At 70.8% G+C, this 23,839-nt stretch carries 25 protein-coding genes; 6 read left to right on the forward strand and 19 right to left on the reverse strand.

Annotation, left to right across the window (positions count from 1 at the left end; translation table 11 throughout):
• Positions 1-66 precede the first annotated feature (66 nt).
• The 10 genes from STH_RS09445 to STH_RS18810 form a co-directional block, all read right to left on the reverse strand.
• The gene (locus tag STH_RS09445; RefSeq protein WP_011196006.1) at positions 67-867 is read right to left on the reverse strand and encodes a metal ABC transporter permease; all 801 of its coding nucleotides are present in this window, start codon (positions 865-867) and stop codon (positions 67-69) included.
• A 5-nt stretch (positions 868-872) separates the two neighbouring features.
• Positions 873-1,652 carry a metal ABC transporter ATP-binding protein gene (locus STH_RS09450; RefSeq protein ID WP_043715489.1) on the reverse strand — a complete coding sequence of 260 codons (780 nt, stop codon included), beginning with the start codon at positions 1,650-1,652 and terminating at the stop codon, positions 873-875.
• The gene (locus tag STH_RS09455; RefSeq protein WP_043713858.1) at positions 1,652-2,659 is read right to left on the reverse strand and encodes a metal ABC transporter substrate-binding protein; all 1,008 of its coding nucleotides are present in this window, start codon (positions 2,657-2,659) and stop codon (positions 1,652-1,654) included. The genes STH_RS09450 and STH_RS09455 overlap by 1 nt, the downstream gene beginning before the upstream one ends.
• A gap of 83 nt (positions 2,660-2,742) precedes the next feature.
• Positions 2,743-3,189 (reverse strand): Fur family transcriptional regulator, encoded by a 447-nt coding sequence (locus STH_RS09460; RefSeq protein ID WP_011196009.1) that lies wholly within the window; start codon positions 3,187-3,189, stop codon positions 2,743-2,745.
• Between the two features lie 118 nt (positions 3,190-3,307).
• The gene (locus STH_RS17235; RefSeq protein WP_011196010.1) at positions 3,308-4,771 is read right to left on the reverse strand and encodes an LCP family protein; all 1,464 of its coding nucleotides are present in this window, start codon (positions 4,769-4,771) and stop codon (positions 3,308-3,310) included.
• Between the two features lie 168 nt (positions 4,772-4,939).
• Positions 4,940-5,170 (reverse strand): hypothetical protein, encoded by a 231-nt coding sequence (locus STH_RS18420; RefSeq protein ID WP_148205543.1) that lies wholly within the window; start codon positions 5,168-5,170, stop codon positions 4,940-4,942.
• Positions 5,163-5,630: a YchJ family protein gene (locus STH_RS17240; RefSeq protein ID WP_050742207.1), complete on the reverse strand. Its 468-nt coding sequence runs from the start codon at positions 5,628-5,630 to the stop codon at positions 5,163-5,165. Before STH_RS17240 ends, STH_RS18420 begins: the two co-directional genes overlap by 8 nt.
• Positions 5,631-5,717: 87 nt before the next feature.
• Positions 5,718-8,975 carry a DNA polymerase III subunit alpha gene (locus tag STH_RS09475; RefSeq protein ID WP_011196012.1) on the reverse strand — a complete coding sequence of 1,086 codons (3,258 nt, stop codon included), beginning with the start codon at positions 8,973-8,975 and terminating at the stop codon, positions 5,718-5,720.
• Between the two features lie 937 nt (positions 8,976-9,912).
• Complete coding sequence (locus STH_RS09480) at positions 9,913-10,161, reverse strand: DUF6504 family protein (protein WP_011196014.1); 249 nt, start codon at positions 10,159-10,161, stop codon at positions 9,913-9,915.
• A 6-nt stretch (positions 10,162-10,167) separates the two neighbouring features.
• Positions 10,168-11,787, reverse strand: a complete 1,620-nt coding sequence (locus STH_RS18810) for a hypothetical protein (protein ID WP_011196015.1) — start codon at positions 11,785-11,787, stop codon at positions 10,168-10,170.
• 311 nt (positions 11,788-12,098) lie between these two features.
• Here STH_RS18810 and STH_RS17250 point away from each other — a divergent pair, with 311 nt between their 5' ends.
• Positions 12,099-14,018: a glycosyltransferase family 2 protein gene (locus STH_RS17250; RefSeq protein ID WP_050742208.1), complete on the forward strand. Its 1,920-nt coding sequence runs from the start codon at positions 12,099-12,101 to the stop codon at positions 14,016-14,018.
• 162 nt (positions 14,019-14,180) lie between these two features.
• Positions 14,181-14,666: a flavin reductase family protein gene (locus tag STH_RS09495; protein WP_043713859.1), complete on the forward strand. Its 486-nt coding sequence runs from the start codon at positions 14,181-14,183 to the stop codon at positions 14,664-14,666.
• On the opposite strand, the gene STH_RS09500 is transcribed toward STH_RS09495, so the two are convergent.
• Complete coding sequence (locus STH_RS09500; RefSeq protein WP_011196018.1) at positions 14,663-15,646, reverse strand: RluA family pseudouridine synthase; 984 nt, start codon at positions 15,644-15,646, stop codon at positions 14,663-14,665. The two genes, STH_RS09495 and STH_RS09500, sit on opposite strands and share 4 nt — an antisense overlap.
• Before the next feature lie 121 nt (positions 15,647-15,767).
• Between STH_RS09500 and STH_RS09505 the strand changes: the two genes are divergently transcribed.
• The 3 genes from STH_RS09505 to tatB all read left to right on the forward strand — a co-directional run bounded on the left by STH_RS09505 (position 15,768) and on the right by tatB (position 17,679).
• The gene (locus STH_RS09505) at positions 15,768-16,385 is read left to right on the forward strand and encodes a CBS domain-containing protein (protein ID WP_011196019.1); all 618 of its coding nucleotides are present in this window, start codon (positions 15,768-15,770) and stop codon (positions 16,383-16,385) included.
• Between the two features lie 89 nt (positions 16,386-16,474).
• The gene (locus STH_RS09510; protein ID WP_011196020.1) at positions 16,475-17,425 is read left to right on the forward strand and encodes an LCP family protein; all 951 of its coding nucleotides are present in this window, start codon (positions 16,475-16,477) and stop codon (positions 17,423-17,425) included.
• 38 nt (positions 17,426-17,463) lie between these two features.
• The gene (tatB, locus tag STH_RS09515; protein ID WP_011196021.1) at positions 17,464-17,679 is read left to right on the forward strand and encodes a Sec-independent protein translocase protein TatB; all 216 of its coding nucleotides are present in this window, start codon (positions 17,464-17,466) and stop codon (positions 17,677-17,679) included.
• Here the strand turns inward: tatB and STH_RS09520 are convergent.
• A complete protein-coding gene (locus STH_RS09520; RefSeq protein ID WP_011196022.1) occupies positions 17,676-18,089 on the reverse strand; it encodes a hypothetical protein in 414 nt (137 codons plus the stop codon). The two genes, tatB and STH_RS09520, sit on opposite strands and share 4 nt — an antisense overlap.
• Positions 18,090-18,173: 84 nt before the next feature.
• Positions 18,174-18,575, reverse strand: coding sequence for a hypothetical protein (locus STH_RS09525; RefSeq protein WP_043713860.1), 402 nt, complete (start codon positions 18,573-18,575; stop codon positions 18,174-18,176).
• 126 nt (positions 18,576-18,701) lie between these two features.
• Between STH_RS09525 and STH_RS09530 the strand changes: the two genes are divergently transcribed.
• A complete protein-coding gene (locus STH_RS09530) occupies positions 18,702-19,433 on the forward strand; it encodes an HAD-IB family phosphatase (RefSeq protein ID WP_050742209.1) in 732 nt (243 codons plus the stop codon).
• Between the two features lie 6 nt (positions 19,434-19,439).
• Here the strand turns inward: STH_RS09530 and STH_RS09535 are convergent, their stop codons facing one another.
• From STH_RS09535 to STH_RS09560, 6 genes are all read right to left on the reverse strand, one after another.
• A complete protein-coding gene (locus STH_RS09535) occupies positions 19,440-19,919 on the reverse strand; it encodes a hypothetical protein (protein ID WP_011196025.1) in 480 nt (159 codons plus the stop codon).
• Positions 19,916-20,245 (reverse strand): YtrH family sporulation protein, encoded by a 330-nt coding sequence (locus STH_RS09540; RefSeq protein ID WP_011196026.1) that lies wholly within the window; start codon positions 20,243-20,245, stop codon positions 19,916-19,918. Before STH_RS09540 ends, STH_RS09535 begins: the two co-directional genes overlap by 4 nt.
• A 106-nt stretch (positions 20,246-20,351) precedes the next feature.
• Complete coding sequence (locus tag STH_RS09545; RefSeq protein ID WP_043715510.1) at positions 20,352-21,335, reverse strand: P1 family peptidase; 984 nt, start codon at positions 21,333-21,335, stop codon at positions 20,352-20,354.
• 69 nt (positions 21,336-21,404) lie between these two features.
• A complete protein-coding gene (locus tag STH_RS09550; RefSeq protein WP_197525154.1) occupies positions 21,405-21,950 on the reverse strand; it encodes an ECF transporter S component in 546 nt (181 codons plus the stop codon).
• Between the two features lie 81 nt (positions 21,951-22,031).
• Positions 22,032-22,688, reverse strand: a complete 657-nt coding sequence (locus STH_RS09555) for an alpha/beta hydrolase (protein ID WP_011196029.1) — start codon at positions 22,686-22,688, stop codon at positions 22,032-22,034.
• A 26-nt stretch (positions 22,689-22,714) separates the two neighbouring features.
• Positions 22,715-23,653: a ring-cleaving dioxygenase gene (locus STH_RS09560; RefSeq protein ID WP_011196030.1), complete on the reverse strand. Its 939-nt coding sequence runs from the start codon at positions 23,651-23,653 to the stop codon at positions 22,715-22,717.
• Positions 23,654-23,839 lie beyond the last annotated feature (186 nt).

The raw sequence follows: 23,839 nt of genomic DNA on the forward strand, positions 1-23,839 counted from the left end.
CCGTTGCGCCCGGTGCGCGCCGGAGCCACCCCCCACTGCCGGAGGGTGGCTCCTTCGTCTTCCCCGCTATTCCAGGCGGCGCAGCCGCTTGTAGGCCAGGATCACGAGCAGGATGGCCACCGCCGTGAAGACCACCGTGCCGCCCGGCGCCAGGTCCAGGAAGTAGGCCAGGGTGAGCCCCGCCAGCACCGAGGCGACCCCGAAGGCGACGGAGAGCGCCAGCGCCCCCCGGAACGAGCGGGCCACCTGCAGGGCGGCCCCCACCGGGACCACCATCAGGGAGGAGACCAGGAGCGCCCCCACCACCCGCATGGTGACCGCGACGGTCAGCGCGACCAGCACGTAAAACGCCACGTTGATGCCCCGGATCGGCAGGCCGCCCACCCGGGCGTACTCCTCGTCGAAGGTCGTGGCCAGCAGTTCCTTGTAGAGGAGCAGCAGGCAGAGCAGCACCGCGGCGCCCAGCGCGGCGATGACGCGCACGTCGGTGGGGCTCACCGTCACGATCGAGCCGAACAGGTAGGCCATGATCTCCCCGGTGCCGCCCGAGGCCAGCGAGAGCAGGATGACCGCCAGGGCCAGGGCGCCGGCGAGCACGATGGCCACCGCCATCTCGCTGTACCGGCGGTACGACTGGCGCAGCCAGTCCATGCCCAGCGAGGCGGCCACGGCGAAGAGGAGGCCGGTGGCCACGGGGTAGGTGTGAGCCAGCATGCCCGCCGCCACGCCGGCGAGGGTCACGTGCGACAGCGCATCGCCGTAGAGCGCGAGTCGGCGCAGCACCAGGAAGAGGCCGATGGACGGGGCGACGACGGCCACCACCAGCCCCGCGATCAGGGCCCGCTGCATGAAGGCCAGCGACAGCATCTCGCTCACGGGCCGTCTCCCTCCCCGCGGTGGTGGTGATGGTGGATGCGCAGGACATCGTGACCGTAGAGTTCGCACAGCTGCTCCTCGGTGCCGAAGTCCGCCGGCGAGCCGTGGTAGAACAGCCGGCGGTTCAGGCAGGCCAGGGCCGAGACCTCGTGGGTGATCGCGCCGATGTCGTGGGAGACGAGGATCACCGTCAGCCCCATCTCCTCCCGCAGGCGGCGGATCAGCCGGTAGAACTGCCCCTCCGCGGAGGCGTCAACACCCACCGTGGGCTCGTCCAGGATCAGAAGCTCCGGCCGGCTGACCAGGGCCCGGGCGATGAACACCCGCTGCTGCTGCCCACCCGAGAGCCGGCCCACCAGCCGGTCCTTGTACGGGAGGAGCCCGACCCGGTCCAGGGCTTGGCGCACGGCCAGCCGGTCCGACGCCGTGAACCGCCGGAAGAGGCCGCGCCGGGCCGTCAGGCCTGTGCTGACCACCTCCTCCACCGTGGCGGGAAAGGCGGAGTTGAAGGAGGCGGCCTTCTGGGCGACGTAGCCCACCCGCCAGCGCTCCCGGAACTGCTGTACGGGCGTGCCGAAGAGGCGGATTTCGCCCTGCGTGAGGGGCAGCAGCCCGAGGATCAGGCGGAGCAGGGTGGTCTTGCCGGAACCGTTGGGGCCGATCAGCCCCAGGTACTCCCCGCGCCCCACCGTCAGGCTGACACGGTCCAGCACCAGATCCTTACCGTAACCGAAGCTGACGTTCCGCACCTCGATGACCGGACTCGTCGCAACCATCACCGGCACCCCAGTGCAATGCGCAGGTTGGCGAGGTTCTCCCGCATGACCGACAGGTAGTCCTCCCCGGCGGCGACCTGCTCCGGCGTCAGCCCCTCGAAGGGGTTGAGCACCAGCGTCTCGGCGCCGATCTCGTCCGCCACCACGCGGGCGACCCTGTCGCTCACCAGCGTCTCGAAGAAGATGTACCGGACATCCTGCTCCCGGGCCGCGTCCACGACCGCCTTCAGGGCCCGCGGGGTCGGTTCGGCGTCCGGGGCCAGCCCCATGATGGCCCGCTGTTCCAGGCCGTAGCGGCGGGCCAGGTAGCCGAAGGCGGCGTGGGTGGTGAAGAAGGTCCGCCGCTCGCACTGGGCGAGACCTGCGGCATACTCCCGGTCCAGCGCCTCCAGCTCCTTCAGGTACGCCGCAGCGCTTGTGCGGTACACGTCCGCGTTGCCCGGGTCGGCGGCGGCCAGCCCGTCGCGGATCCGCTCCACGATGTGGGCGGCGCCGGTCGGATCCAGCCAGATGTGGGGATCCAGGCCACCGTGATGGTGGCCCTCGTCCGCCCCCTCCTGGTGATCCCCGTGCAGGCCTTCATCGTGGTCGTCGTGCGCGCTTTCGTCACCGTGGCTCGGGTTCCCCCCCAGAAGGGCGAACCCGGCGCTGGTCTCCACGGCGATCAGGTCGCGGTTGTCCAGCGAGGCGAGCGCCTTGTCGATCCAGTGCTCGAAGCCCGCGCCCGCGTACAGGAAGACCTGTGCGCCGTTCAGGGTGCGGATGTCACCCACCGACGGTTCCCAGTCGTGGGGCTCGGTGCCCGGCGGGACCAGGTTGACCAGTTCGATCCGGTCTCCGCCCACCGCCCGCGCAAACTCGTATATCGGATAGATGCTGGCGACCACCCGCAGCCTTCCGTCCTCCGCGAAGCCGGAGGCCCCCCTGCGGGCGCCGTCGGCCGTCGCACAGCCCGCCAGCAACAGCAGCGCCGTGACCGCTGCCACGAACCCTCTCAGTCGGCGCATCCTCGTGCAGCCCTCCTCCAGCGATGAATACCGGATCTTCTGCGCCCCCACTGCGGCATTCTGCACTTGGCCCTGGCTTGCCGTCAAGTAGGAATTTTATTGTCTGCACCCGGTGCGCATGCGGGACAGTAGCCGAACAGCTCGATGCGGTGGGCGGAGATGATGAAGCCGTGCTGCTCCAGCGCCACCGCCTCCAGCTCCTTGATGGGGCAGTGCGCCAGGGGGATCTCCGCCCCGCACTCCAAACACACCAGGCTGTGGTTGTGGAGCTCCCGGTTCAGCGAGTACTGCGCCGTCCGCCCTGTCAGCTTCACCTCGGAAACCACGTTCAGCCGGGCCATCAACCGCAGGTTCCGGTAAATGGTGTCCAGGCCGATCTCGGGATAGGTCTGCCGCACCTGCTGGTAGATCTCATCGGCGGTCAGCGCGCCCTCGCCCGCGCTCAGGAGGACCTCGACGATGAGCCGCCGCTGGGGCGTCAGCTTGCAGCCCATGTCCTTCAGTCGCTGCAGAACCTGCTCCACCTGCATGGGGCACCCTCCCTGCTCCGAACCAGTAAAATTCCTATTTGAGTTTAGCCGCCCGCACCGCCCCTGTCAACACGAAGACCAGGGCCAGCGCCCTGGTCCGCCATGTGCGCCAAGTTGTTCAGTCGCCCAGCACGTTGGTGCCCAGCACCAGGTCGATGTCATCGGCGGCGGTCGGGTCCGGGGCCATCCGGATCACGACGCCGGGAATCACGCTCTCCAGGCGCTGCCGCACGCTTTCCTCGTCCAGCTCCGGGTCGCGCACCAGTGCCATCGTCACGGAGAGCACCGCCTGGCTCTCGTGGACCCGCACCCGCATTCCGGCGGCCTCCAGGCCGGCCACGTAATCCCACGCAGCCCCCTGGCCCGTGGCGTCCACCACGTAGACCGAGGCCCAGGCACCGGCCGTCTCGTCGGCGGTCCCGTCCGGGCCTTCCGCGGCGTCGCCGCCCAGGCCGTCACCGGTCGGATCCGCCACGGTCTCCCCGCTTTCCCCGTCGCTGTTGGCGGCCTCCTCCTCGGCCCGGGCGGCTGCGGCCGCCTGAGAGCGGGCCACCTCCCGCTGCAGCACGGACTGGTACTCCTGGTTGTCGGCCTGCGCCCGGGCGAGGAAGTCCTCGCCGGGCGGCTCGCCCACCAGGAGCTCGTAGGCCGTGGACCGCAGCTTCACCAGATCGGCGCCGAAGTAGAAGACGCCGTCGATCCAGTACTCGTCCGCCTCGATGGTGCCCGTGACCGGGGACTTGGTCAGGGCCTGGCGCCCGGTGGTGGCCAGCTTCAGCATCTCCCCCACCGTCATGTCGGTGCCGATGGTGTGGTACAGGGCCGGGATCAGCTGGCCGGCCCGGGCGAACAGGGCCGGGGACGCCGCCTTCTTCATGGCGGCCTGGATGATCTCCTGCTGGCGCCGCATGCGGCCCACGTCGCCCTGGGAGTCCGACCGGAACCGGGCGTACTTCAGCGCGGTGAGGCCGTCCATCACCTGCGGCCCGGCCTGAATGTCGATCACCAGCCCCTCCGGGCCGAAGCGCCGGTCTGCGGGATCGACGTAGTAGAGCGGCTCGGGCGGGTTCACCTCCACGCCGCCCAGGGCGTCGATGACCTCAACGAACCCGTCGAAGGAGATGGAAACCCAATGGTCGATGTCCATGCCCAACAACCGCTCCACCGTCTCCACCGACAGGGTGGGGCCTCCGAAGGCGTAGGCGTGGTTGATCTTGTCGTACCCGCGGCCGGGGATGTACGTCCAGAGGTCACGGGGAATGGAGAGCATGGCGACCCGCTGTTCACGGGGGTTGTACGAGACGACCATCAGCGAGTCCGATCGGCCCCACTCTCCCTCCATGCTGTCCACGCCCATCACGAGGAAGGTCTGCAGCTCCGGCAGCGTGTGCAGCGGGGGCTGTTCCTCCGCCGAGCCGTCCGGGTTCGTGGGATTGGACCTGCCCGGATCGGCGGTCGCCGGCGAGTCAAACGGTCGGTGAAGCGCCACGGCGCGGACTGCGGCTGCGAGGGCGAGAAGAAGCACCAGAGGGATCACCCAGTGCCACCGCTTGCGTGTGGACTTCTTTGATGTTGAGCGCACGGGCCACCCTCCTCGTTGCGGAGTTTACCTGTCTTACTATAGCAGAGAAAAGAACGTTATCGGATAGGGATCTTCATGAGGGACCTACCGTAGTTTGACGTGCCTGTCGCCGGTTGGGTTTCTGCGCGCGGGTGGCCGCCCCCTGCCGTAGGGGGGCGGCCACCGGTGTCAGCGCCCGCCTGTCAGGGCCGCCGGTCGGTCGCCAGCGACCGCGTCCGCCGGCGAGGCTGCGATCGGCCGCCTGGCCACGGCGCCCGCCGGCGAGGTCGCGATCGGCCGCCTGGCCACGGCGCCCGCCGGCGAGGTCGCGATCGGCCGCCTGGCCACGGCGCCCGCCGGCGAGGTCGCGATCGGTCGCCTGGCCACTGCGCCTGCCGGCCCGGGCGGACGTTCAGTCATCGGCGCCCTGCGCCTGTTGAGCGGGCGGGGATTCGAGTTCGGTGCCGTTGAGGTAAAGCAGCCGGCCGTCCTCCCGCTTGAACTCCGACCGTTCGGTGAACGAGTCCTCGGGCCGTCCGGGAATGCGGAACCACGCCGTCAGCGTGCCGCGGGAGATCCCGTTCTCGTCCTCCGACTCCGTCTGGTGGATGACCAGCCGGGTGAAATCCACTTTGGAGCAATAGAGCAGCGTCTCCCGCTTGAACTGGGCCTCGGTCTTGCCCGCCCGTGCCGGGTTGTCGGGATGGGTCGTGCGCCAGAGGTAGTCGACGTCGCCGATGGCATAGGCCGTGAAGCGGCTCCGGATCAAGCTCTCCACGGTGTCCGGGTACTGGATTCGGGCATGGTAGAGGCCACAGCAGGTCTTATACTTCCTGCCGCTGCCGCAGGGGCAGGAGTCGTTCCGTCCGACTTTCTGCAACAGGTCCACCTCACAGTTACTGTTGACGAGTGCCTATGGAGCCGGGCGCGCACGCGCACCCGCACGTATTCCAGTATAGTATGTCCGTCAAGTATCCAGCAGCCGTAATCTGTTGACTGTGATAGAGACGTGCCCGCCCCGGCGGTCGACGCGGCCCAGGGCGGCCAGCGGCGGCCGCGGGTCGGTGAAGATCAGATGGCCGTAGCGCTGGTAGACGTCTTCAAAGATCGTGAGGTCGATCAGCCCCGTCTCGTCCTCCAGGGACAGGAAGACGACGATCTTGCCCGACCGGGTCGGCGGCCGGTGCGGGCAGACGGGCAGCCCGGCCACCTTCACCAGCTCCCCCGCCCGGCGCTGCCGCACCTCCTGCGCGGTGAGGTACCCCTCCCGGGCCAGCCGCTCCCGCACGAAGCGCATGAAGTGGGTCCGCACCATCAGGCCCGTGAGCTCGTACTCCTTCAGGTAGCGCTCGGCGGCGCCGAAGTCGGCGATCGCAGGTGTCCCCTGCGGCGACGCGGCCTCCAGCGCTTCCGCCGCCTGCGCGCCCAGCCCGGGCGCATCGCCGTCCAGCAGGCCGGCCTGCCCCGCCCCACGCTCCTGCCGGATCCTTTCCGCCTCCAGCAGGTGCGCCACCTGCCAGAGCGCCGCCCGCCGGTTGGAGTGCAGCCGATCGAAGGCGCCGGCCAGCACCAGCGCCTCCAGCGGCCCGCGCGGCACCGCACCCCCGGTCCGTCGCACCAGGTCAGCCAGCGACCGGAACTCGCCCCCGTCCCGGGCCGCCAGGATCGCTGCGGCCGCCGGCTCCCCCACCCCCTTCACGGCCCGGAGCCCGATGCGGATCGCCTTGCCTGTCGCCGGGTATTCGGGGGCAAAGGGCTCCATCCCCCAGAAGGCCTCCCAGGCCTCCCGGCTCCACTCCTCCACGGTGAAGGCTTCCTCCGACCGGTTGATGTCCACCGGCAGCAGGCCGACGCCGCGCCGGCGGGCCTCCACCGCCAGCGTGTTGATGGGGTAGTAGCCCATCGGCTGTGCCGACATGAGCGCGGCGAAGTACTCGGCCGGGTAGTGGCGCACCAGATAGGCGGTCTTGTAGGCCGTGTTGGCAAACGCCGCGGCGTGGGCCTCGCAGAAGCCGTACGAGGCGTAGCCCTGGATGTAGGAGAAGATGGTGTCGGCCACCGCCGGATCCACCCCGGCCGCGGCCGCTTTCTGCCGGAAGAGCCGGCCGATGGCCTCCATGTCCTCCCGGTTGCGGGCGTGGGTCATCACCCGGCGCAGCTGGTCCGCCTCGCCGGGGGTGAAGCCCGCCACCGCGGTGGCGATCTCGATCACCTGCTCCTGGAAGAGCACCACGCCGTAGGTCTTCTCCAGGATCGGCTTCAGCTTGGGATGCAGGTAGGTGACCTCCTCCTTCCCGTGGCGGCGGGCCAGGAACGGCTCCACCATGTTCCCCTTGATGGGCCCGGGGCGGATGATGGCCACCGAGGCGACGATGTCCTCGAACCGGTCCGGCTTCAGCCGGGCCTGCAGCGCCCGCTGCGCCGGCGACTCCAGCTGGAAGACGCCGATGGATTCGCCCACGCCCAGCATCTCATAAGTGGCCGCGTCGCCGTGGGGGATCTGCTCGTAGTCGATATCGCCGATGGCCCGCACCGCGTCGTCGACGGCGGTGAAGGTGCGCAGGGAGAGCAGGTCCAGCTTCACCAGCCCCAGGTCCTCCACGTACTCCTTGTCGAACTGGCAGACCACCTGGCCCTTCGCCGCCATCTGCAGCGGCGTCACCTCCAGGAGCGGCCGGCGGGAGATCACCAGCCCGCCCAGGTGGGTGCCGATGAAGCGGGGGAAGCGGGCAACCCGCTCCGCCGCCTGCACCAGCTGCTCGAACTTGTGCCAGGGAATGCCTGACTGGCGCAGCTCGGGGTAGCGGGCCATGACGGTGAGGATCTCGTCGGCCCCGGCGTGCCAGGGAATGCGCTTGGCCAGGTAGTCCAGATCCGCCTCCTGAAAGCCCATCGCCTTGCCCAGGTCCCGCACCGCCGAGCGGGCCTGGAAGGTGTTGTAGGTGCAGACCGAGGCCACGTGGTCGGCGCCGTACTTGCGGTAGACGTAGGCCGCCACCTCGTCCCGCCGGCGGGCGTCGAAGTCGATGTCGATGTCGGGCTTCTGCGCCCGCTCCAGCGACATGAAGCGCTCGAACAGCAGGCCGCGCTCGATCGCGTCCACGTCGGTGATGAAGAGGCAGTAGGCCACCGCCGAGTCGGCGGCCGAGCCCCGCCCGGCGCAGCGGATCCCCCGCTCCCGGGCGAAGCGGACCACGTCCCAGACCAGCAGGAAGTAGTCCTCGTACCCCAGCCGGGTGATGATGGTCAGCTCGTGCTCCAGCCGGCGGCGGATCCGCTCGGTGATGCGCCCGTAGCGGCGGGCCGCCCCGTCGTAGACCAGGTGGGTGAGGTAGGCGGCGGGGTGCGAGCCGTCGGGGGTCTGAAACTCCGGGTGGAGCCGGGCGTCCAGGTCCAGCACCGGTCGGCACCGCTCGGCGATGGCGAGGGTGTTCTTCACCGCCTCCGGAAACTCCCGGAAGCGCTCGATCATGACCTCCGGCGGCTTCAGGTAGCGCTGGTCGTTGAGCGGCCGCTCCGGGTGGGGCTGGTCGATGCGGGTGAGGGTGCGCACGCAGGTGAGCAGGTCGTGCACGAAAAACTCCTCGCGCGTGCGGTGGTGCACGTTGGACGTGACCACCAGCGGCAGACCCAGCGCCTCGCCCAGGTCCCGCAGGGCGCGGTTCAATGCCTGTTCGCCGGGCAGCCGCTCGTCGTGCAGCTCCAGGTAGAAGCGTCCGGGGAACCAGGCCGCGTAGCGCCGGGCCGCGGCCTCCGCCTCGGCCAGCCGCCCCCGCAGGATCAGGGAGGGAATCTCGCCCCGCCGGCAGCCCGAGAGCGCGATCAGCCCGTCGGTGTCGTGGCTGAGGGCCGACAGGGGACACGCCGGCTGCAGCCGGTCGTGGCCCGGGGCCAGGGCGAACATCGCCCCCGGCGTCGCGCGGGGCTCCTGCCCGAGATGGGCGGCGGTGATCAGCCGGTTCAGGTTGGCGTAGCCCTTGGGCCCGGTGGCCAGCAGCGTGAGGTGGTAGCCGCCCTCCAGGGTGAGCTCTGCCCCCTGAATCGGCTGGATGCCGGCCTCCTGTGCCTTGCGCTGGAAGCGCACCGCTCCCGACACGTTGTTGTGGTCGGTGAGGGCCAGGGCCGGCATCCCGTGCAGGGCCGCCTCCGCGATCAGGTCATCCAGCCGGGAGGCGCCGTCGAGGAACGAAAACGGCGAGTGCACGTGCAGGTGGACGAAGCTCATGAGCGGCGCCTCCCTTCAAAGTCGTATTCCCCGGCCGCAGGGTCCGTGCCCCGGGACTCCCCCGGATGACCTGGTGCGCGGATCCCCTGTGTTCCCACCGTCACGCGCAAAACCTGAACCGCCTCCCCGAGTCCGGGTGCAGATTCTGCGCGTGCCTCCCCTTCTGCCCCGGCGCTCCCGCGCAAAACCTGAACCGCCCACCCGAGCCCGGGTGCAGATTTTGCGCGTGCCTCCCCTTCTGCCCCGGCGCTCCCGCGCAAAACCTGAACCGCCTCCCCGAGCCCGGGTGCAAATTTTGCGCGTGTCCCCCCTTCTGCCCCGGCGCTCCCGCGCAAAACCTGAACCGCCTCCCCGAGCCCGGGTGCAGATTTTGCGCGTGTCCCCCCCTCTGCCCCGGCGCTCCCGCGCAAAACCTGAACCGCCTCCCCGAGCCCGGGTGCAGATTTTGCGCGTGTCCCCCCTCTGCCCCGGCGCTCCCGCGCAAAACCTGAACCGCCCACCCGAACCCGGGTGCAGATTCTGCGCGTGTCCCCCCCTCTGCCCCGGCGCTCCCGCGCAAAACCTGAACCGCCTCCCCGAGCCCGGGTGCAAATTTTGCGCGTGTCCCCCCCTCTGCCCCGGCGCTCCCGCGCAAAACCTGAACCGCCCACCCGAGCCCGGGTGCAGATTCTGCGCGTGTCCCCCTTCTGCCCCGGTGCTCCCGCGCAAAACCTGAACCGCCTCCCCGAGCCCGGGTGCAGATTCTGCGCGCCGACCCATGTTCCACCGCGGATCACCCTTCTACTGGGATTGAAATGGTGGAGCGGGATGCGCCTTCGCCCGCACTGCCCGGAGCGCCCCGATTCAACCGCCGGAATGCGACGTTCCCGCAGAGCGCCCTGAAACCGCTGGGCCAATCATCCCCCAATGACGCCGTACCCCCCTTCCGGGGGGCGCTTCAGTCGTATGCCTTATAGAGCAGCCAGCGCTGCTCCCGGGGGATGAAGTTCAGTTCGAAGACGCCGCCGCTCTCGGTCTCCACCCGGTAGGCAATCAGCTCGGGCTCCTGCTCCCACCAGCGGCCGGTCTCCATCCAGGTGTCCAGCACCGCGCAGACCCGCTCCCGCCCGCCGGCGAAGCGGAAGGCGGCTGGCCGCCCGTCGGGGCCGGTCGTCACGTCCACCGGCCGGTTGAGGATGCGCGACACGGTCCATCACGCCTTTCGGGACCAGCGGTAGGGGTCGGCGTACTGGAGCATCTGCTCACGCCAGGAGGTCGGGGTATGCATCCCCAGGCCGATCACCCGCGCCGGGAAGCGCTGGTGCAGCAGGGACAGCGCCCCCTCGATCCGCTCCCGCCGCTCCCGGAGCAGCCGGTCGTCCCACAGCTCCATCTGCCGCCAGTCGACGGGGCCGATCAGCCCCACCTCGGCGGTGACCGCCGCCACCTCCACCGACTCCCTGAGGCCGTCCAGCAACTGGGTGAGCAGGGCGTGCAGCCCCTGCTGGATCGGGTAGGCGGTGTGCCGCAGCCGGGGCAAAGTCCGCTCGGCGTGCAGCACCCGGCCGTCGGCCAGCTCCAGGATCAGCCCAACCTGTTGGCAGCCCTCGCCCCGCCGGTCCAGCTGGGCGGCCAGCAGGGCGGCCGAGCGGCTCAGTTCCCGCTCCAGCGGATCCCGGTCCCGCACGCCGCCCAGCTCCGACCGCCGCGCCAGCCGTCGGGGCGGCCAGGCGGGCTTCACCGGCTCCGGATCGATGCCCCGGCTCCAACGGGAGATCTGCCGCCCCTGCAGCCCCAGTTGCCGCGCCCATTCGTCCTCGCTCACCCGCGCCGCCTCGCCGATGCGTGTGATCCCCAACTGCTGCAGCCGGCGCTGCACCTCGGGCGGAAGCGGCAGGAAGGTGACGGGCAGCGGGGCGAGAAAGCGGGCCTCGGCGCCGGGGGAAACGATGGCGATCCGCACGGCCGGGCCTTCCAGCCGGCGCACGCCAGCGCGCCGGCCGGCATCCTCCCGGCCGCCTTCCGGCCGTCCGATGGCAAGTCCGCCCGCGTGCCGGCTGCCTATCCCCCCGCCGCCCGCCTGACGGGGGGCGATCACCTGCGCGCCCTCCAGCCGCTGCGGGGCCGTGCCGGGCCGCCACTCCAGGAACTCCGCCCGCAGGGCCCGTGCCGCCGCACGGGCGACCACGCGGGAGGAACCGGCGCCTGCGAAGGCGGCGAAGCCAAAGGACGCGGCCGCCTCCGCCAGCGCCTTCAACTCCGCCTGCAGCCGCCGGTCCGCCGCCTGCCTCCGGCCGCCTTCCGCGCCCTGCGCCCGGCCGCCCGGAGCCCATCCACCCGGAGCCCATCCACCCGGAGCCCATCCGCCCGGAGCCCATCCGCCCGGAGCCCGGCCGCCCGGAGCCCGACCGCCCGGAGCCCATCCGCCCGGAGCCCATCCGCCTGGAGCCCATCCGCCTGGAGCCCATCCACCCGGAGCCCATCCGCCCGGCAGGCCGTCCGGATCGTCGGGCAGGGGCAGCCCCAAAAGCGCCTGGTGCGGCTCCACCGGCTCGACGTAGGGCGTGTGGGCGAGGCAGCGGTCCCAGAAGGCACGGGCCCGGGCGGTGGCGTCCACATCCGCCCACTCCACCACGGTTGCCCCCGGGACGTCGCACAGCACCTGGCGGGCGGGGCTGCCCAGCCGCAGCCCCGCCGCAAAAGCCTCGCGGCAGCCGTCGAAGACCCGCCCCCCGCGCAGGACCACGACCGGACGTTCGGCCTCTGCCAGCCCCGCCTCCCGGGCGGCCGCGGCGTAGAGGCCCTGAATCTCCACCCAGCAGATCCATCGCATGCCGATCCCTCCGCCGCTTTACGGGTTGCTCATTCCGGCTGCCGAGAAAATCGAACGTATAATCTCCAAACACCTGTTCGTGACGTACATCTATTCTAGTTGCTGCTGTCGGGGAAGTCAAGGGGGCTGGCGTGTGACGCGAAAAGCCAATTGACGCCATCCCCCGCCGGCGCGATACTCCTGTGGGGTTGAAGAAAACTGCCGCAAATTTCCAGACGTCGCCACCTGGTTCTCCAACCCCCGGGCGCCCGCCGCCCCGCGCGGCCGGGTCCATGCCCGGGTCTGCCGCAGATCAAGGAGGCCCATCGAAGATGAGTACCGCTCAGTGGCTCTACATCGCCTTCACCCTGGTCTACACCGGCCTGTTCCTGTTCTTCACCCGCATCCTCTACCTCCGCCACTACGCCAACCGCCACTACTACGGCAAGCGGCCGCCGCGGCTCTCCCTGCAGCACCTCGCCCGACTCGCCGCATCCAGGGGCCGCGACCTGCCTTACTTCTCGATCTTCATCCCGGCCCGCAACGAGGCAGACGTCATCGCCCGCACCATCGACCACATGGGCCGGCTCCACTACTCCCCCGACCACTACGAAATCCTCGTCGTGACCGACGAAAAAGAGGCGATGGCCGCGCGGAAGACCCGCGCAGCCATTGCCGATCGCTTGATCCGCCTGCTTACGGACGGCGGCGAATGGGACGGGACGGAGCAGGAGGAGGCGACCCTGCTGGCCCTCCTCGCCCGCCTTGCCCTGGACGAGGCGGATCTGGACGCCCTGCATCCGCTCACGCTGCAGGAGCAGGCCGCGTGCCTGTTCGAAACCGCCCGCGCCCTGCTCTGCGCCCGGGGCAAGGCCGATCCCCAGCAGATCCGGCAGATCCTGCGCCGCACAGCCCCTCGTCTGCAGGAGCGGCAGATCGACCGGCTCTGCCCCGCCCTCCTCGCCCTGGCGCTGCCGGTCATCGAGCTGCTGCTCCGGCTGCAGCGGAAGGACGGGTCCGCGCTCGTCCACCAGCTGCTCGCCTGCGCGACCGGCGCCCAGCAGCCCCTCACGCAGGAGGTGCTGGCCAACCTGACCTACACCCTGGAGCAGCGCATGGCCGAGCTCCTGTGTCACGCGTCCGCCGCCGAGCTGCGCCGGCGCCTCGCAGACGCCTTCCGAATCGCTCTGCCGACCACCCAGGAGATCGTGGAGCGCAAGCGGCTGGAGTTCGCCGCCCACCGGAACCTGCCCGCCCTGCGGCACGTGCAGGTTCCCTACGACTTCGACGGCCGGCTGGGCGGCGAGTGCACGGGCCACGAGGTCCCCTCGACCAAGGGGCGCGCCCTCAACTGGGCCTTCCCGTTCGCCGACCCGCGCAGCGAGATGTGGGCGTTCTACGACGCCGAATCCCGCCCGGACCCCGACGTGCTCCGCTACGTCGCCTGGCGCCGCCTGACCGCCGGGGACCAGTTCCAGATCGCCCAGGGCCCGGTCTACCAGATCCGCAACTTCTGGCAGACCGGCCCCATCTCCAAGGTCGCGGGGATCTTCCAGGCCATCGCCCACGAGTGGATGATGCCGTGGCAACTCCGGGAGATCCCCTTCATCGGCGGCACCAACATCTTCGCCACCCGGGAGCTGATCCTGCGGATCGGCGGCTTCGACCCCGCCGTCCTGACCGAGGACATGGACCTGGGCGCCCGGGCCTGGCTGCAGGGCGACACCTGGCCCGAGTTCCTCCCCTACGCCTCCTCCGAGCAGACCCCGCCTACCTACCGGGGGTTCTTCCGCCAGCGGCTGCGGTGGGGCTCGGGCTACCTCCAGGTCTGCGAGAAGATCAAGGCCGATTCCACCGCGCCGGCGGAGAAGCGGCACTACCTGCTGCGGATCTACTGGTGGCGGGGGCCGGTCGCCTGGACGCTGTGCCAGCTGCTCGCCCTGCTGCCGCTGGTCGCCATGGCGCTGGGGCTGACCGGCCACCTGGACGCACGCGCGGTGCCGGACTGGGTCCACACCGTCCTCTCGTCCTACTCCGTCTTCTACCTGGCCTTCGCGCTGTTCTGCCTGCTGCACTACCGCCGGTTCATGGACCCCGCGCCCCGCAAGGTCCAGACCGCCGGCTTCGCCCAGATCTTCCTGCTGCCGATCTCCGCCTTCTTCCTGCCCCTGCCCTACTCGGCCTCCCTGCTGCTGAAGCTGCTGCACAGGGCCCCCACCACCTGGGTGAAGACGCCCCGGACCCGGGAGTGAGCAAAAAGCCCTCACCTGCCCGGATGGCCGCAACCGTCGCCGCGCCTCCCCGGTCTAAAGTGGTACGTCGGACTCGTGCGACAATCCCCGACGCCTTCCGGGGGATGCGCGGGCCGCGGAGGCTCGGCCGTCCCGCGCCATCACAGAGTGGGGGGCTCCAACATGGCATCGTTTGACAGCAGGACCTTTCGTGACACCCTCGGCCAGTTTCTGACCGGCGTGACCGTCGTCACCGCGGCCGCGCCGGACGGGACGCCCTTGGGGCTCACGGTGAACTCCTTCACCTCGGTTTCCCTGGACCCGCCGCTGGTCCTGTTCTGCATCGACAAGAGCGCCGGCTGCTACGAGGGGGTCGTGAACGCGCAGGGCTACGCCGTCCACATCCTGGGCGGCGACCAGGTGGACCTGGCCAACCGGTTCGCCACCAAGGGCACCGACCGCTTCGCCGGGCTCAACTACACCCGGGGCTTCTACGGGGCGCCCATCCTGCCCGGCGCCATGGCCCTCCTGGAGTGCCGCACGGTGCAGCGGGTGGACGGCGGCGACCACACCATCCTCATCGGGCAGGTGGAGCGGCTGAACCCCGGCAGCCGCACCCGCAAGCCGCTGGGCTACTTCCGCGGGCGGTACACGGCCATCGCGGACTAACACGCTCCTGAGCCGTTCGGGGCGGTGCGGTCCAGCCGCGCCACCAGGTCCTCCAGGTCCGCGGGCAGCGGCGCCGTGAACCGCACCGGCTCGCGCGTCACGGGGTGGACGAACGCGAGGGTGGCCGCGTGCAGCGCCTGGCGCTGGATGAGCGTCCGGCTTCCGCCGTAGAGCTCATCGCCCAGCAGCGGGTGGCCGAGGTAGGCCATGTGTACCCGGATCTGGTGGGTCCGCCCCGTCTCCAGCCGGAGTTCCAGCATCGTGGCCGCGGGCCAGCGGCGCAGCACCCGCCAGTGGGTGACGGCCGGCTGGCCCGCGGCCGTCCAGTCCTCCCGCAGCGCCCGGCCCTGCGCGGCCGCCTCCGCCAGCAGCCGCTCCTGCTCGGGCGTGCGGGGTCCTTCCGCCACCTCCCGGGCGACGGGATGGCCCCAGACCCGCCGGATCGGCCGGTCCACGGTGCCCGCGTCAGCCGCCACGGCGCCCTCGACCACCGCGACGTACCGCCGCTCCAGCTTCTGCCGCTCCAGCTCCCGGGCCAGCAGCCCCGCGACGGCGGGATCCTTGGCAAAGAGCACCAGGCCCGAGGTCTCCCGGTCGATGCGCTGCACCGGCCGGGCCACGGGATCGGAGCCGGAACGGAGCAGGTGATGGGCCACCGCGTTGGCCAGGGTGCCGGAGACGTAGTCCCGCACCGGGTGGACCACCATGCCGGCGGGCTTGTCCACCACCAGCAGCCAGGGGTCCTCGTACACCACCTGAATCGGGATCGGCTCGGGCTCGACGCGCCCTTCCTGCGCCACCCGGACCTCCACCACCTCGCCGCCGGCGAGGACGAGGCTGGTGCGGGCGGGCCGCCCGTCCACCAGGATGCCGCCGCTGGTCTTCGCCCTCCGCACCACGGTACGGGAGAGCTTCAGCCGGTCGAACAGGTACTGGCTCAGGCGCAGCCCCCTGGCCGAGGGGTCCACCACGAACCGCATGCGCGCACCTCCGCAGTGACGATTTTCCGCCGCTCCCGCCCGCCCCCGACAGGGAGCGGGCAGGGCGGTGTCCAATTCTTTACCTTGCGACAAGGCCGACGTCCAAAGGGGGCTGGTTCCGGTGATCGTTCGCAACGTGATGACCGAGGATGTGACCACGGTTTCGCCGGACGACACGCTTCAGCAGGCCTACGAGATCATCCAGACCAAGAACTACGACTGTCTGCCGGTCACGGCGAATCGGCGGGTGGTGGGCATCATCCAGCTCACCGACATCTACGAGGCCTGCATGCGCGACGGCCGCCAGGCGGCGCTGCCCCGGCCGGTGAAGGAGTTCATGGTGCCCGATCCGGTGACGGTGCGCCCCGACGACCTGGTGGAGACGGCCGCCAAGCTGATGTTCAAGCGGGACATCCCCCTGCTGCCGGTCGTCCACGGCGAGCGGCTGGTCGGCGTGATCCACGAGCACGACATCTTCCGCGCGTTCGCGCACCTGCTGGGGGTAGACTCCGGGACCATCCGGCTCACCCTGGTGGTGCCGGACCGGGTCGGCCAGCTGGCGCGCATCGCCGAGCTCATCCGCGATGCCGGGGTGGCCATCCGGAACGTGGCCACCTTCCGTTCGTCGGTGCTGGACCAGTATCAGATCATCATCCGGGTGGAGACGGAGGCGTCCCGCCCGCTCATCGACCTGCTGGAGCGGCACGGGTACAAGGTGCTGCACGTGCTGGAAGACTGAGCTCCCAGCAATCTCCATTCGCCGGGGCGGCGTGGTCGCCCGGCTTCCGGGGGATACCTAGAATATCCCGCTGAAAAGGAGGCCGGGCGATGCGCCGCTTCTTCGCGGGCGCGCTTCTCGGATGGATTCTCTCCCTCTGCGCCCTGGCCCTGGGGTGGCGGTGGTTCGCCGCCCAGCACCCCCCCGGCACGCCCGCCCCCGGCGGATCCGCCGGGGCGGACTCCGTGCAGCTGGGACTGGTGCCTGAGGGGCAGGCCGAAGAGCCGGAAGGAACAGCGCCCGCCTATGTGCTGGTACTCGGGGTGGACGAGCGGCCCGGCGATCCGGGCCGATCCGACACGATGCTGCTCGTGCGGGTGGGCGGCGGACCCCTGCGGGTGCTGTCGCTGCCGCGGGACACCCGCGTGACGTTGGAGGGCGTCGGGGAGGCCAAGCTCAACGCCGCCTACGCCTGGGGCGGGCCCGAACTGGCCACCCGGACGGTGTCCGAGCTCCTGGGCCTGCCCGTAGAGCACTATGTAAAGGTCAACCTGGCCGGCTTCCGCCGGCTGGTGGACCTGATCGGCGGCGTACCGATGCACATCGAGGCGCCGATGCGCTACGTGGACCCCGACGACGGCCTGGTCATTGACCTCCGACCGGGCCATCAGGTGCTGGACGGGGCCCGGGCCGAGCAGTACGTGCGGTTCCGCAACGACGCCGCCGGCGACGACCTGAGCCGCATCCGGCGGCAGCAGCAGTTCCTGCGGGCGGCCGCGCGGCGGGCCCTGCAGCCCGCCAATCTGCCGAAGTTGCCCGCCCTGCTGCGGACCGCCGCCCGGTACGTGGACACCAACCTGCCCCTGACCGAGCAGATCCGGCTGGCCACGATCGCGATTCGCACCTACCACGAAGGCACGCTGGTGACGGAGACCCTGCCCGGATATGCGGCGTACGTGGGCCCGGTCTCCTACTTCCTGCCGGACACCCAGGAGATTCAGCGGCTGCGGGAGGCCTGGCTGCCGCCGCACGCTATGGACAATGCAGGCGCCTCACGGTAAAGTAGACCTCGAGTCCTTCCTAAAGGAGATATGCGGCCTTGGGCAATCTGGGATTTACGGAGATCCTCGTCATCATGATCGTGGCACTGGTGGTTTTCGGGCCCAACAAGCTTCCCGAGCTGGGCCGCAGCATGGGCCAGGCGATCCGCGAATTCAGGAAGGCGACCCAGTCCATCACCACCGAGGTGACCCGGGTCGCCTCCGATGAGGTTCGAGAGAAGATCGACAAGGCGAAGTCGCCTGCGGATCGCTAGCGCGCCGGCCAGTTCTCCTCCCCGATCAGGTCCACCCGGTCCGCGCCCGCCCGGCGCATCTCGCCGGCGATCGCGACCGCCTCATCGGGGTCGTCGGCGCGGGCCACGACCAGGGTGCGGCCCCGGCGGACCTGGTCGCCCCAGCGGCGGAACACCGGAGCGCGGCTGCCCGCCAGGTCCAGGCCGGGGTCCGAACCGGCGTCCAGGCCAACCTCCATGCCGACGTCGGCAAAGGCGGCCAGCAGCCACGCGTCGGTGTCGCTGATCCGGGCGCCGCTCATGGCGCCCAGGTCAGCCTCGCCGATCACGTTCAGCCTGTCCGCGTCCAACGCGAATGCGTCCCGCAGGTGGGCCGCCGCCAGGTCGGCGTCGCCGCTGTGCCGGAACAGGCCCACCACCGTCTTGCCCATGCCATCGCCTCCTCGGCCCTAGTGTGGCCGGGGAGCGGGCGCGTTCATGCCCCGTCGGGCGGAAAGGCGGCCCAGGCGTGCGCCTCAGCGGCCCTCCTGCCGGCCGGCGACGGGCGGGGCCTGCACGGGCCCGGGCGGCCGTCCGGACGACTCGCCGCCATCGTGGCGGGGGAACAGCGGCACCAGGAGGAGCAGCCCCGTCACCGCCTCGCCGGCGGCCCAGAACAGGGGCAGACCGGCGTGATCCATCGCGCTCAGGACGACCCCCAGGAGGCCGGCGGGGAGCAGGAACCACCCGGCGCGCAGCCGCGGCCAGTTGCCCGCCGCCACACCGCCCAGCACCCAACCGGCCGCGCCGATGCCCGAGAAGCAGGCGCCGAGCACGCCGAACCCGAGCCAGCCGGGGGCGATGCGCGGCAGGACGGCCAGTCCCAGCGAGCCCACCGCGAGCAGCAAGGCGGCGATGGTGTAGAGCAGCCTGCGCACCGCCATCCCTCCTTCCGGCAACCCGAAAGCCGTTCCCCGCTGCACTCACTCACCATGATACAATAGGTCAGTTATTTGAGAAAAGGTGGGCGGCATCGTCCGCCCAAGGAGGGCAACGCAGCACCCGTGACGAACAACCTCGAACACAGCTTCTGGCCCCGTGCCCTGGGCGCGCCGCTGGTGCTCCTGACCGACTTCGACTTCACGATCTCGCTGGTAGACGTCGGCGACCTGATCTGCGGCACCCTGGCGCCCTACCCCGCCGACGTCCTCGCCCGCTACGCCCGCGGCGAGGCCGGTTCCCGGGATCTCTGGCTCGCCTCCTTCGCCCACGTGGACCGGGACGAGGCGGTCGCCCTGGCCGATCGGGTGGACATCGACCCCGGCTTCCGGGACCTCGTCGCCTGGGCCGAACGGGAAGGCATTCCCCTGGCCGTGGTGAGCGACGGCTTCACCCTCTACATCGAGCACATCCTGGGCCGTGAGGGTCTCGGCCACCTGCCGGTGTTCGCCAACCGGTACGTCGAGCGCGGCCGGCTGGAGTGGCCCAACGGCAATCCGGCCTGCCCCCTGTGCGGCTGCTGCAAGGCAGCCGTGGCCCGCCGGCTGAAGGCGTCCGGCTCCCGGGTGATCTATTTCGGCGACGGCTCCAGCGACGTCTACGGCGCCAGCTTCGCCGACTGGGTCTTCGCCAAGAGCACTCTGGCCCGGTTCCTGGAGCAGAACCGCTCGCCGTACTTCCCGTTCACGGGGTTCGCGGACGCCCTCGACGTGCTGCGGCAGAACCTGGACCGGTTCCGCGACGGCACCATGCAGCCGCGCAGCACCCTGCGCCCGCACCCCCGCTGCCGGTTCTGACGGCGCTCACGAGTCCCCCTCCGTCCCCTTCTCCACCGGCTCCACCCGGCCCAGGAGCGCCAGCTCCGGGCCGATCAGCAGCACCTGCACCGAGAGCTGGTAGGTGATCCCGTCGATCTCCAACAGCCGGCCGTGGTAACGGCCGTAGAGGATGACCGGGGAAACGTTCTCCAGCTGGCGGCCGACCTGTTCGGCCGCCAGTTCCTTTTGGATGCGCCGGGCCGCCTCCAGCGCCACCCGCTCGTCCGGCCCCTCGATCTCCGCCCGCACCCGCGCGACCTGGCAGACGACGGGCCTTCGCCGCTCCGCCTGCTCCAGCCTGGCCACCTCCGCCTCCAGGGTCTCCACCCGGGCGAGGCAGAAGTCCCGCTCCAGCCGGAGCCGCTGCACCGTCGGCCCGGCCATGACGGGCAGCAGCCAGATCGCCACGGCAAAGCCCATCGCGAACGAGGCCAGCAGGGGCAGCGCACGCTGCCACCGGCTCACAGCCGCCGCCCCGCCACGGTCTGGATAAGGAAGTAGGCCACGTTGGCGCCGGCCATGGCGACCACCAGGGCCACCACCTGCCGGACCAGGGCGCGGCCCTGCCCGAACAGGAGCCCCTGCTCCAGGGTGCGGAGCGGCTCGAAGGAGCCGCTCACGGCCACCAGGATGCCCCAGAGCCGCAGGTCTTCTGACAGGTAGCGGAGCCGGTCGAGCGGGTGGCCGCCGGACAGCAGCGATGCGGCGGCGCCCGAGAGCGAGCCGCCCAGGGTCACGCCCAGGGCGATCAGGAAGTTGGAGAGCAGCTTGGCCGCAAAGCCGTCATCCATCGTCCCATCCCCCTCTGGGGGGAGAGTACGCCCCGGGGGACGAGTCCAGAACCAGGAGGCGTGCGGCGCCCGCCGGCTCGTCCACCCGGTTGGACGACACCGGGCCCTACCGATCCTTCACGGGACATGACCAGGCTCGCGCGGCCGGCAGCCCGCCCATGCTGGCCGCGTGGCGCACGGCGTTCAGCACCGCCCGCTCCACCGCCAGGGCGGCGGCGACGCCGGCGGTCGTCACGTCCACCTCCGGCCCGCCGGTAGCCAGGCAGAAGAGCGTGTCGCCGTCGAACATGGTATGGATCGGGGAGATGGTGCGGGCGAGGCCGTCGTGGGCCATGCGGGCCACCTTGTTGGCGCCCTCCTTGGAGAGGCTGCCGCCCACCGCCACCACGCCGATGGTGGTGTTCTCCGCAAGGGGTCTGCCGGCCGCGCCCTGCAGCAGCAACGCCGTGGTGTCCAGGTATGTGCCGTCCTCCCCCCGGGGTCCGGCCAGAATCCGGCCGGTCGCGGGGTCGCGCACGTCGCCGAACGCGTTCACCGCCACGATGGCCCCGACTGCGACGGCGCCCACCTTCACACAGGCGGTGCCGATGCCGCTCTTGACAGCGCGATCCATCCCCAGGGCCTTGCCCACCGTGCACCCGGCCCCGGCCCCTATGCAGCCCTGCTCCACCGGGCCGTCGGTGGCCGCCTCGCAGGCGGCGTAACCCATCGCCTCGTCCGGGCGCACCTGGGCCGAGCCGACACCCAGGTCGTAGAGCACGGCCGCCGGCACGATCGGCACGGTGGCGTAACCCGTCGGCAGGCCGATCCCCCGCTCCTCCAGCCAGCGCATCGCCCCGTGGGCCGCCGCCAGCCCGAAGGCGCTCCCGCCGCAGAGCAGCACGGCGTGGGCCTGCTGCACCAGGTTGCAGGGCCGGCACAGGTCGGTCTCCCGGGTCCCCGGCGCCGAACCCTCCACGGCCACCCCCACCACGGCGCCATCCGGCGCCAGCACGGCCGTCACTCCGGTCAGCGCCTGCAGATCGTGGGCATGTCCCACCCGGATGCCCGGCACGTCGGTGATGCCGCTCAGCCAAACCGGATCCGTCATGGGCAGCACGTCCTTTCCGCGATGTTCGAAAGGCCGCCCTCCCCGCGGAGGGCGGCCGCCATAAGCGCTCTAGGAGTTCTGACCGGAAGGCCGGTAAGCGACCCGGATATAGCCCGCCCGGTGCAGGGCCAGACCCACCGTCACAACGGCAAAGGTGCCCACCAGCAGCTCCAGCGGGGCGTGGGTGACGGCCACCGTCCAGACCACCTCGGGTGGCCAGTATCCCCGGAGCAGGATCATGCCCAGCACCAACCCCGTGTTGGTGAGGGTGCCCACCACGCCGGCGGCGGCCAGGGCCAGGGTCAGGTTCCGGCGGCGGAGGGCGGCGAATGCGTACGCCGCGAACACGCCGATGAACAGACGGGGCAGGATCGAGACCAGCGGATCAGCGAAGGCCGGGTTGGTCGCCCGCAGGAACGAGGTGAGGCCGAAGATCAGGCCGACGAACAGGCCCACGGCGGGACCTTCGGCGACGGCGGCCAGCACGACCGGGATCTGCATGATCGTGACCGCCTGACCGGTGGGGAACGGGATGAACCCGAGCCCCGGAACCAAACCCAGCGCAGCGGAGACGGCGCCGAGCAAGCCGGCCACCGCCATCTTACGGACCGACATATTCATGGTGCATCCCTCTCCCTTAGAAGTGGTGACGCCCATATGGGTTTGGTAACAGTATAAACACTCTTCCACCGGTTGTCACGGGGCCATCGCGCGCGAAAGCCCCTGCTCGACCCAGGTAACCATGTCGGCCAGCTCCTCCGGCGAGATCGCGTGGCCCATCGGGTACGTGCAGGCCGTCAGGTCGGCCCCGGCCGCCCGCAGCCGCTTCTGCCCCTCCAGGGCGAGTTCGTAGGGGATGGCCGGATCTCGCTCCCCGTGGCCCCAGAAGATCCGGGTGCCCCTGACGCTGACCGGGGTCACGGCCGCGTCCGGATGCACCGGCAGGAAACCGCTGAAGTTGATGACCATGGGCACGGCGCCGGGGTGCATCAGGGCGTACCCCAGGCTCATCACGCCGCCCTGGGAGAAGCCGCCCAGGATCACCGGACCGGGCCTCACCGGCAGCCGGGCCGGCAGCTCGGCCAGGAACTCGGCCAGGGCCCGCTGGCTCTCCCGGAACGACTCGGGCTCGGGGATCCCCCGTTCCTGCAGCCGGTACCACGCCCAGCCCGGGCCGTAACCCCACGGGGCCGCGGGGAAGGGCGCCTCCGGCGTGACCACTAACGCGGAGGCCGGCAGGTACGGCTGCAGCCCCATGAGGTCGCCCTTGTAGCTGCCGCGCCCGTGCAGGAGCACGAAGAGCGGCGCGCCGTCCCGGGCGTCGGACGGAACGTACTGGTCGTAACGCAGCACAGCCTCGCCTCCCTAGTCAATGGGCTTCAGTTTGGCCTCGATCTCCGCCCGCCGCGGCTCCAGGAAGGGCGGAAGCGCCAGCTTCTCGCCCAGGACTCCGGTGGCTCGTCGATGGCAAAGCCCGGGCCGTCGGTGGCGATCTCGAAGAGGATCCCGCCCGGCTCCCGGAAGTAGAGCGACCTGAACCAGAACCGGTCCACCGGGCCGCTGTTGCGGACGCCCAGCTGGTTCAGCCGCCGGAGCCAGGCCTGGTACTCCCGCTCGTTGGGGGTGCGGAAGGCCACGTGGTGGACCCCCCCTGCCCCGGCCTGCGCGGCCGGCAGGTCCGGCTGCGCCAGCACGTGCAGCTCGGCCGCCGGCCCGCCCTCGCCGAAGGCGAACACGTGCAGGACGTGCCGCCCGTCCTCGGGCGAGGGCAGGTCCCGCACCCGCCGCATGCCCAGCACCTGGATCAGCACGGCGGCGGTGGGGCCCGGGTCGGGCACGCTGAGCACCACCGGCCCCAGGCCGCGGAGCTGATACTCGGGAGGCACCGGGCTCCGCCCCCAGATCACCGGGTCCGGCCCCTGCCCGCCGTCGTCCACCAGGGCCAGCCGCTGCCCTTCCGGATCCTCGAAGGGCAGGGTCGGGCGCCCGGCCCAGTCCATGACCTCCCCCACGGCGAGGCCGGCGTCGGCCAGCCGCCGCTGCCACCAGGAAAGCGCTTCAGCGCCGGCGACCCGGAACATGGTGCGCACGATCGATCGGGTGCCGCGCCGCTCCGGAGGAATGTCCCAGTCAAAGAACGTGATATCGGTGCCGGGACTCCCGGCGCCGTCGGTGTAGTACAGGTGGTAGGCCCGCACGTCGTCCTGGTTGACGGTGCGCTTGGCCAGCCGGAGGCCCAACACCTCCGTGTAGAACCGCCGGTTCTCCCGGATGTGGGCGGTCATCGCCGTGAGGTGGTGAAAACCGGTAAGCTGCATCCCGACCCCTCCTCGGCTCGGGCAACTTTCATATCTATGACGTTTAGATTGGCGTAAGGGAGACGCCCAGGCGCCGTGCAGGGGTGTCCGCGAGCCTGGACAGCCTGCCGGAGGACCGCGGCACGGCGGTCGCGCGAGGTCATCCAGTACGGCACGATCTCTTCTGTGGTACCCCTCAGCCGCGAT

Source organism: Symbiobacterium thermophilum IAM 14863 (assembly GCF_000009905.1).
In the GTDB taxonomy this organism is placed as follows: Bacteria; Bacillota; Sulfobacillia; order Symbiobacteriales; family Symbiobacteriaceae; genus Symbiobacterium; species Symbiobacterium thermophilum.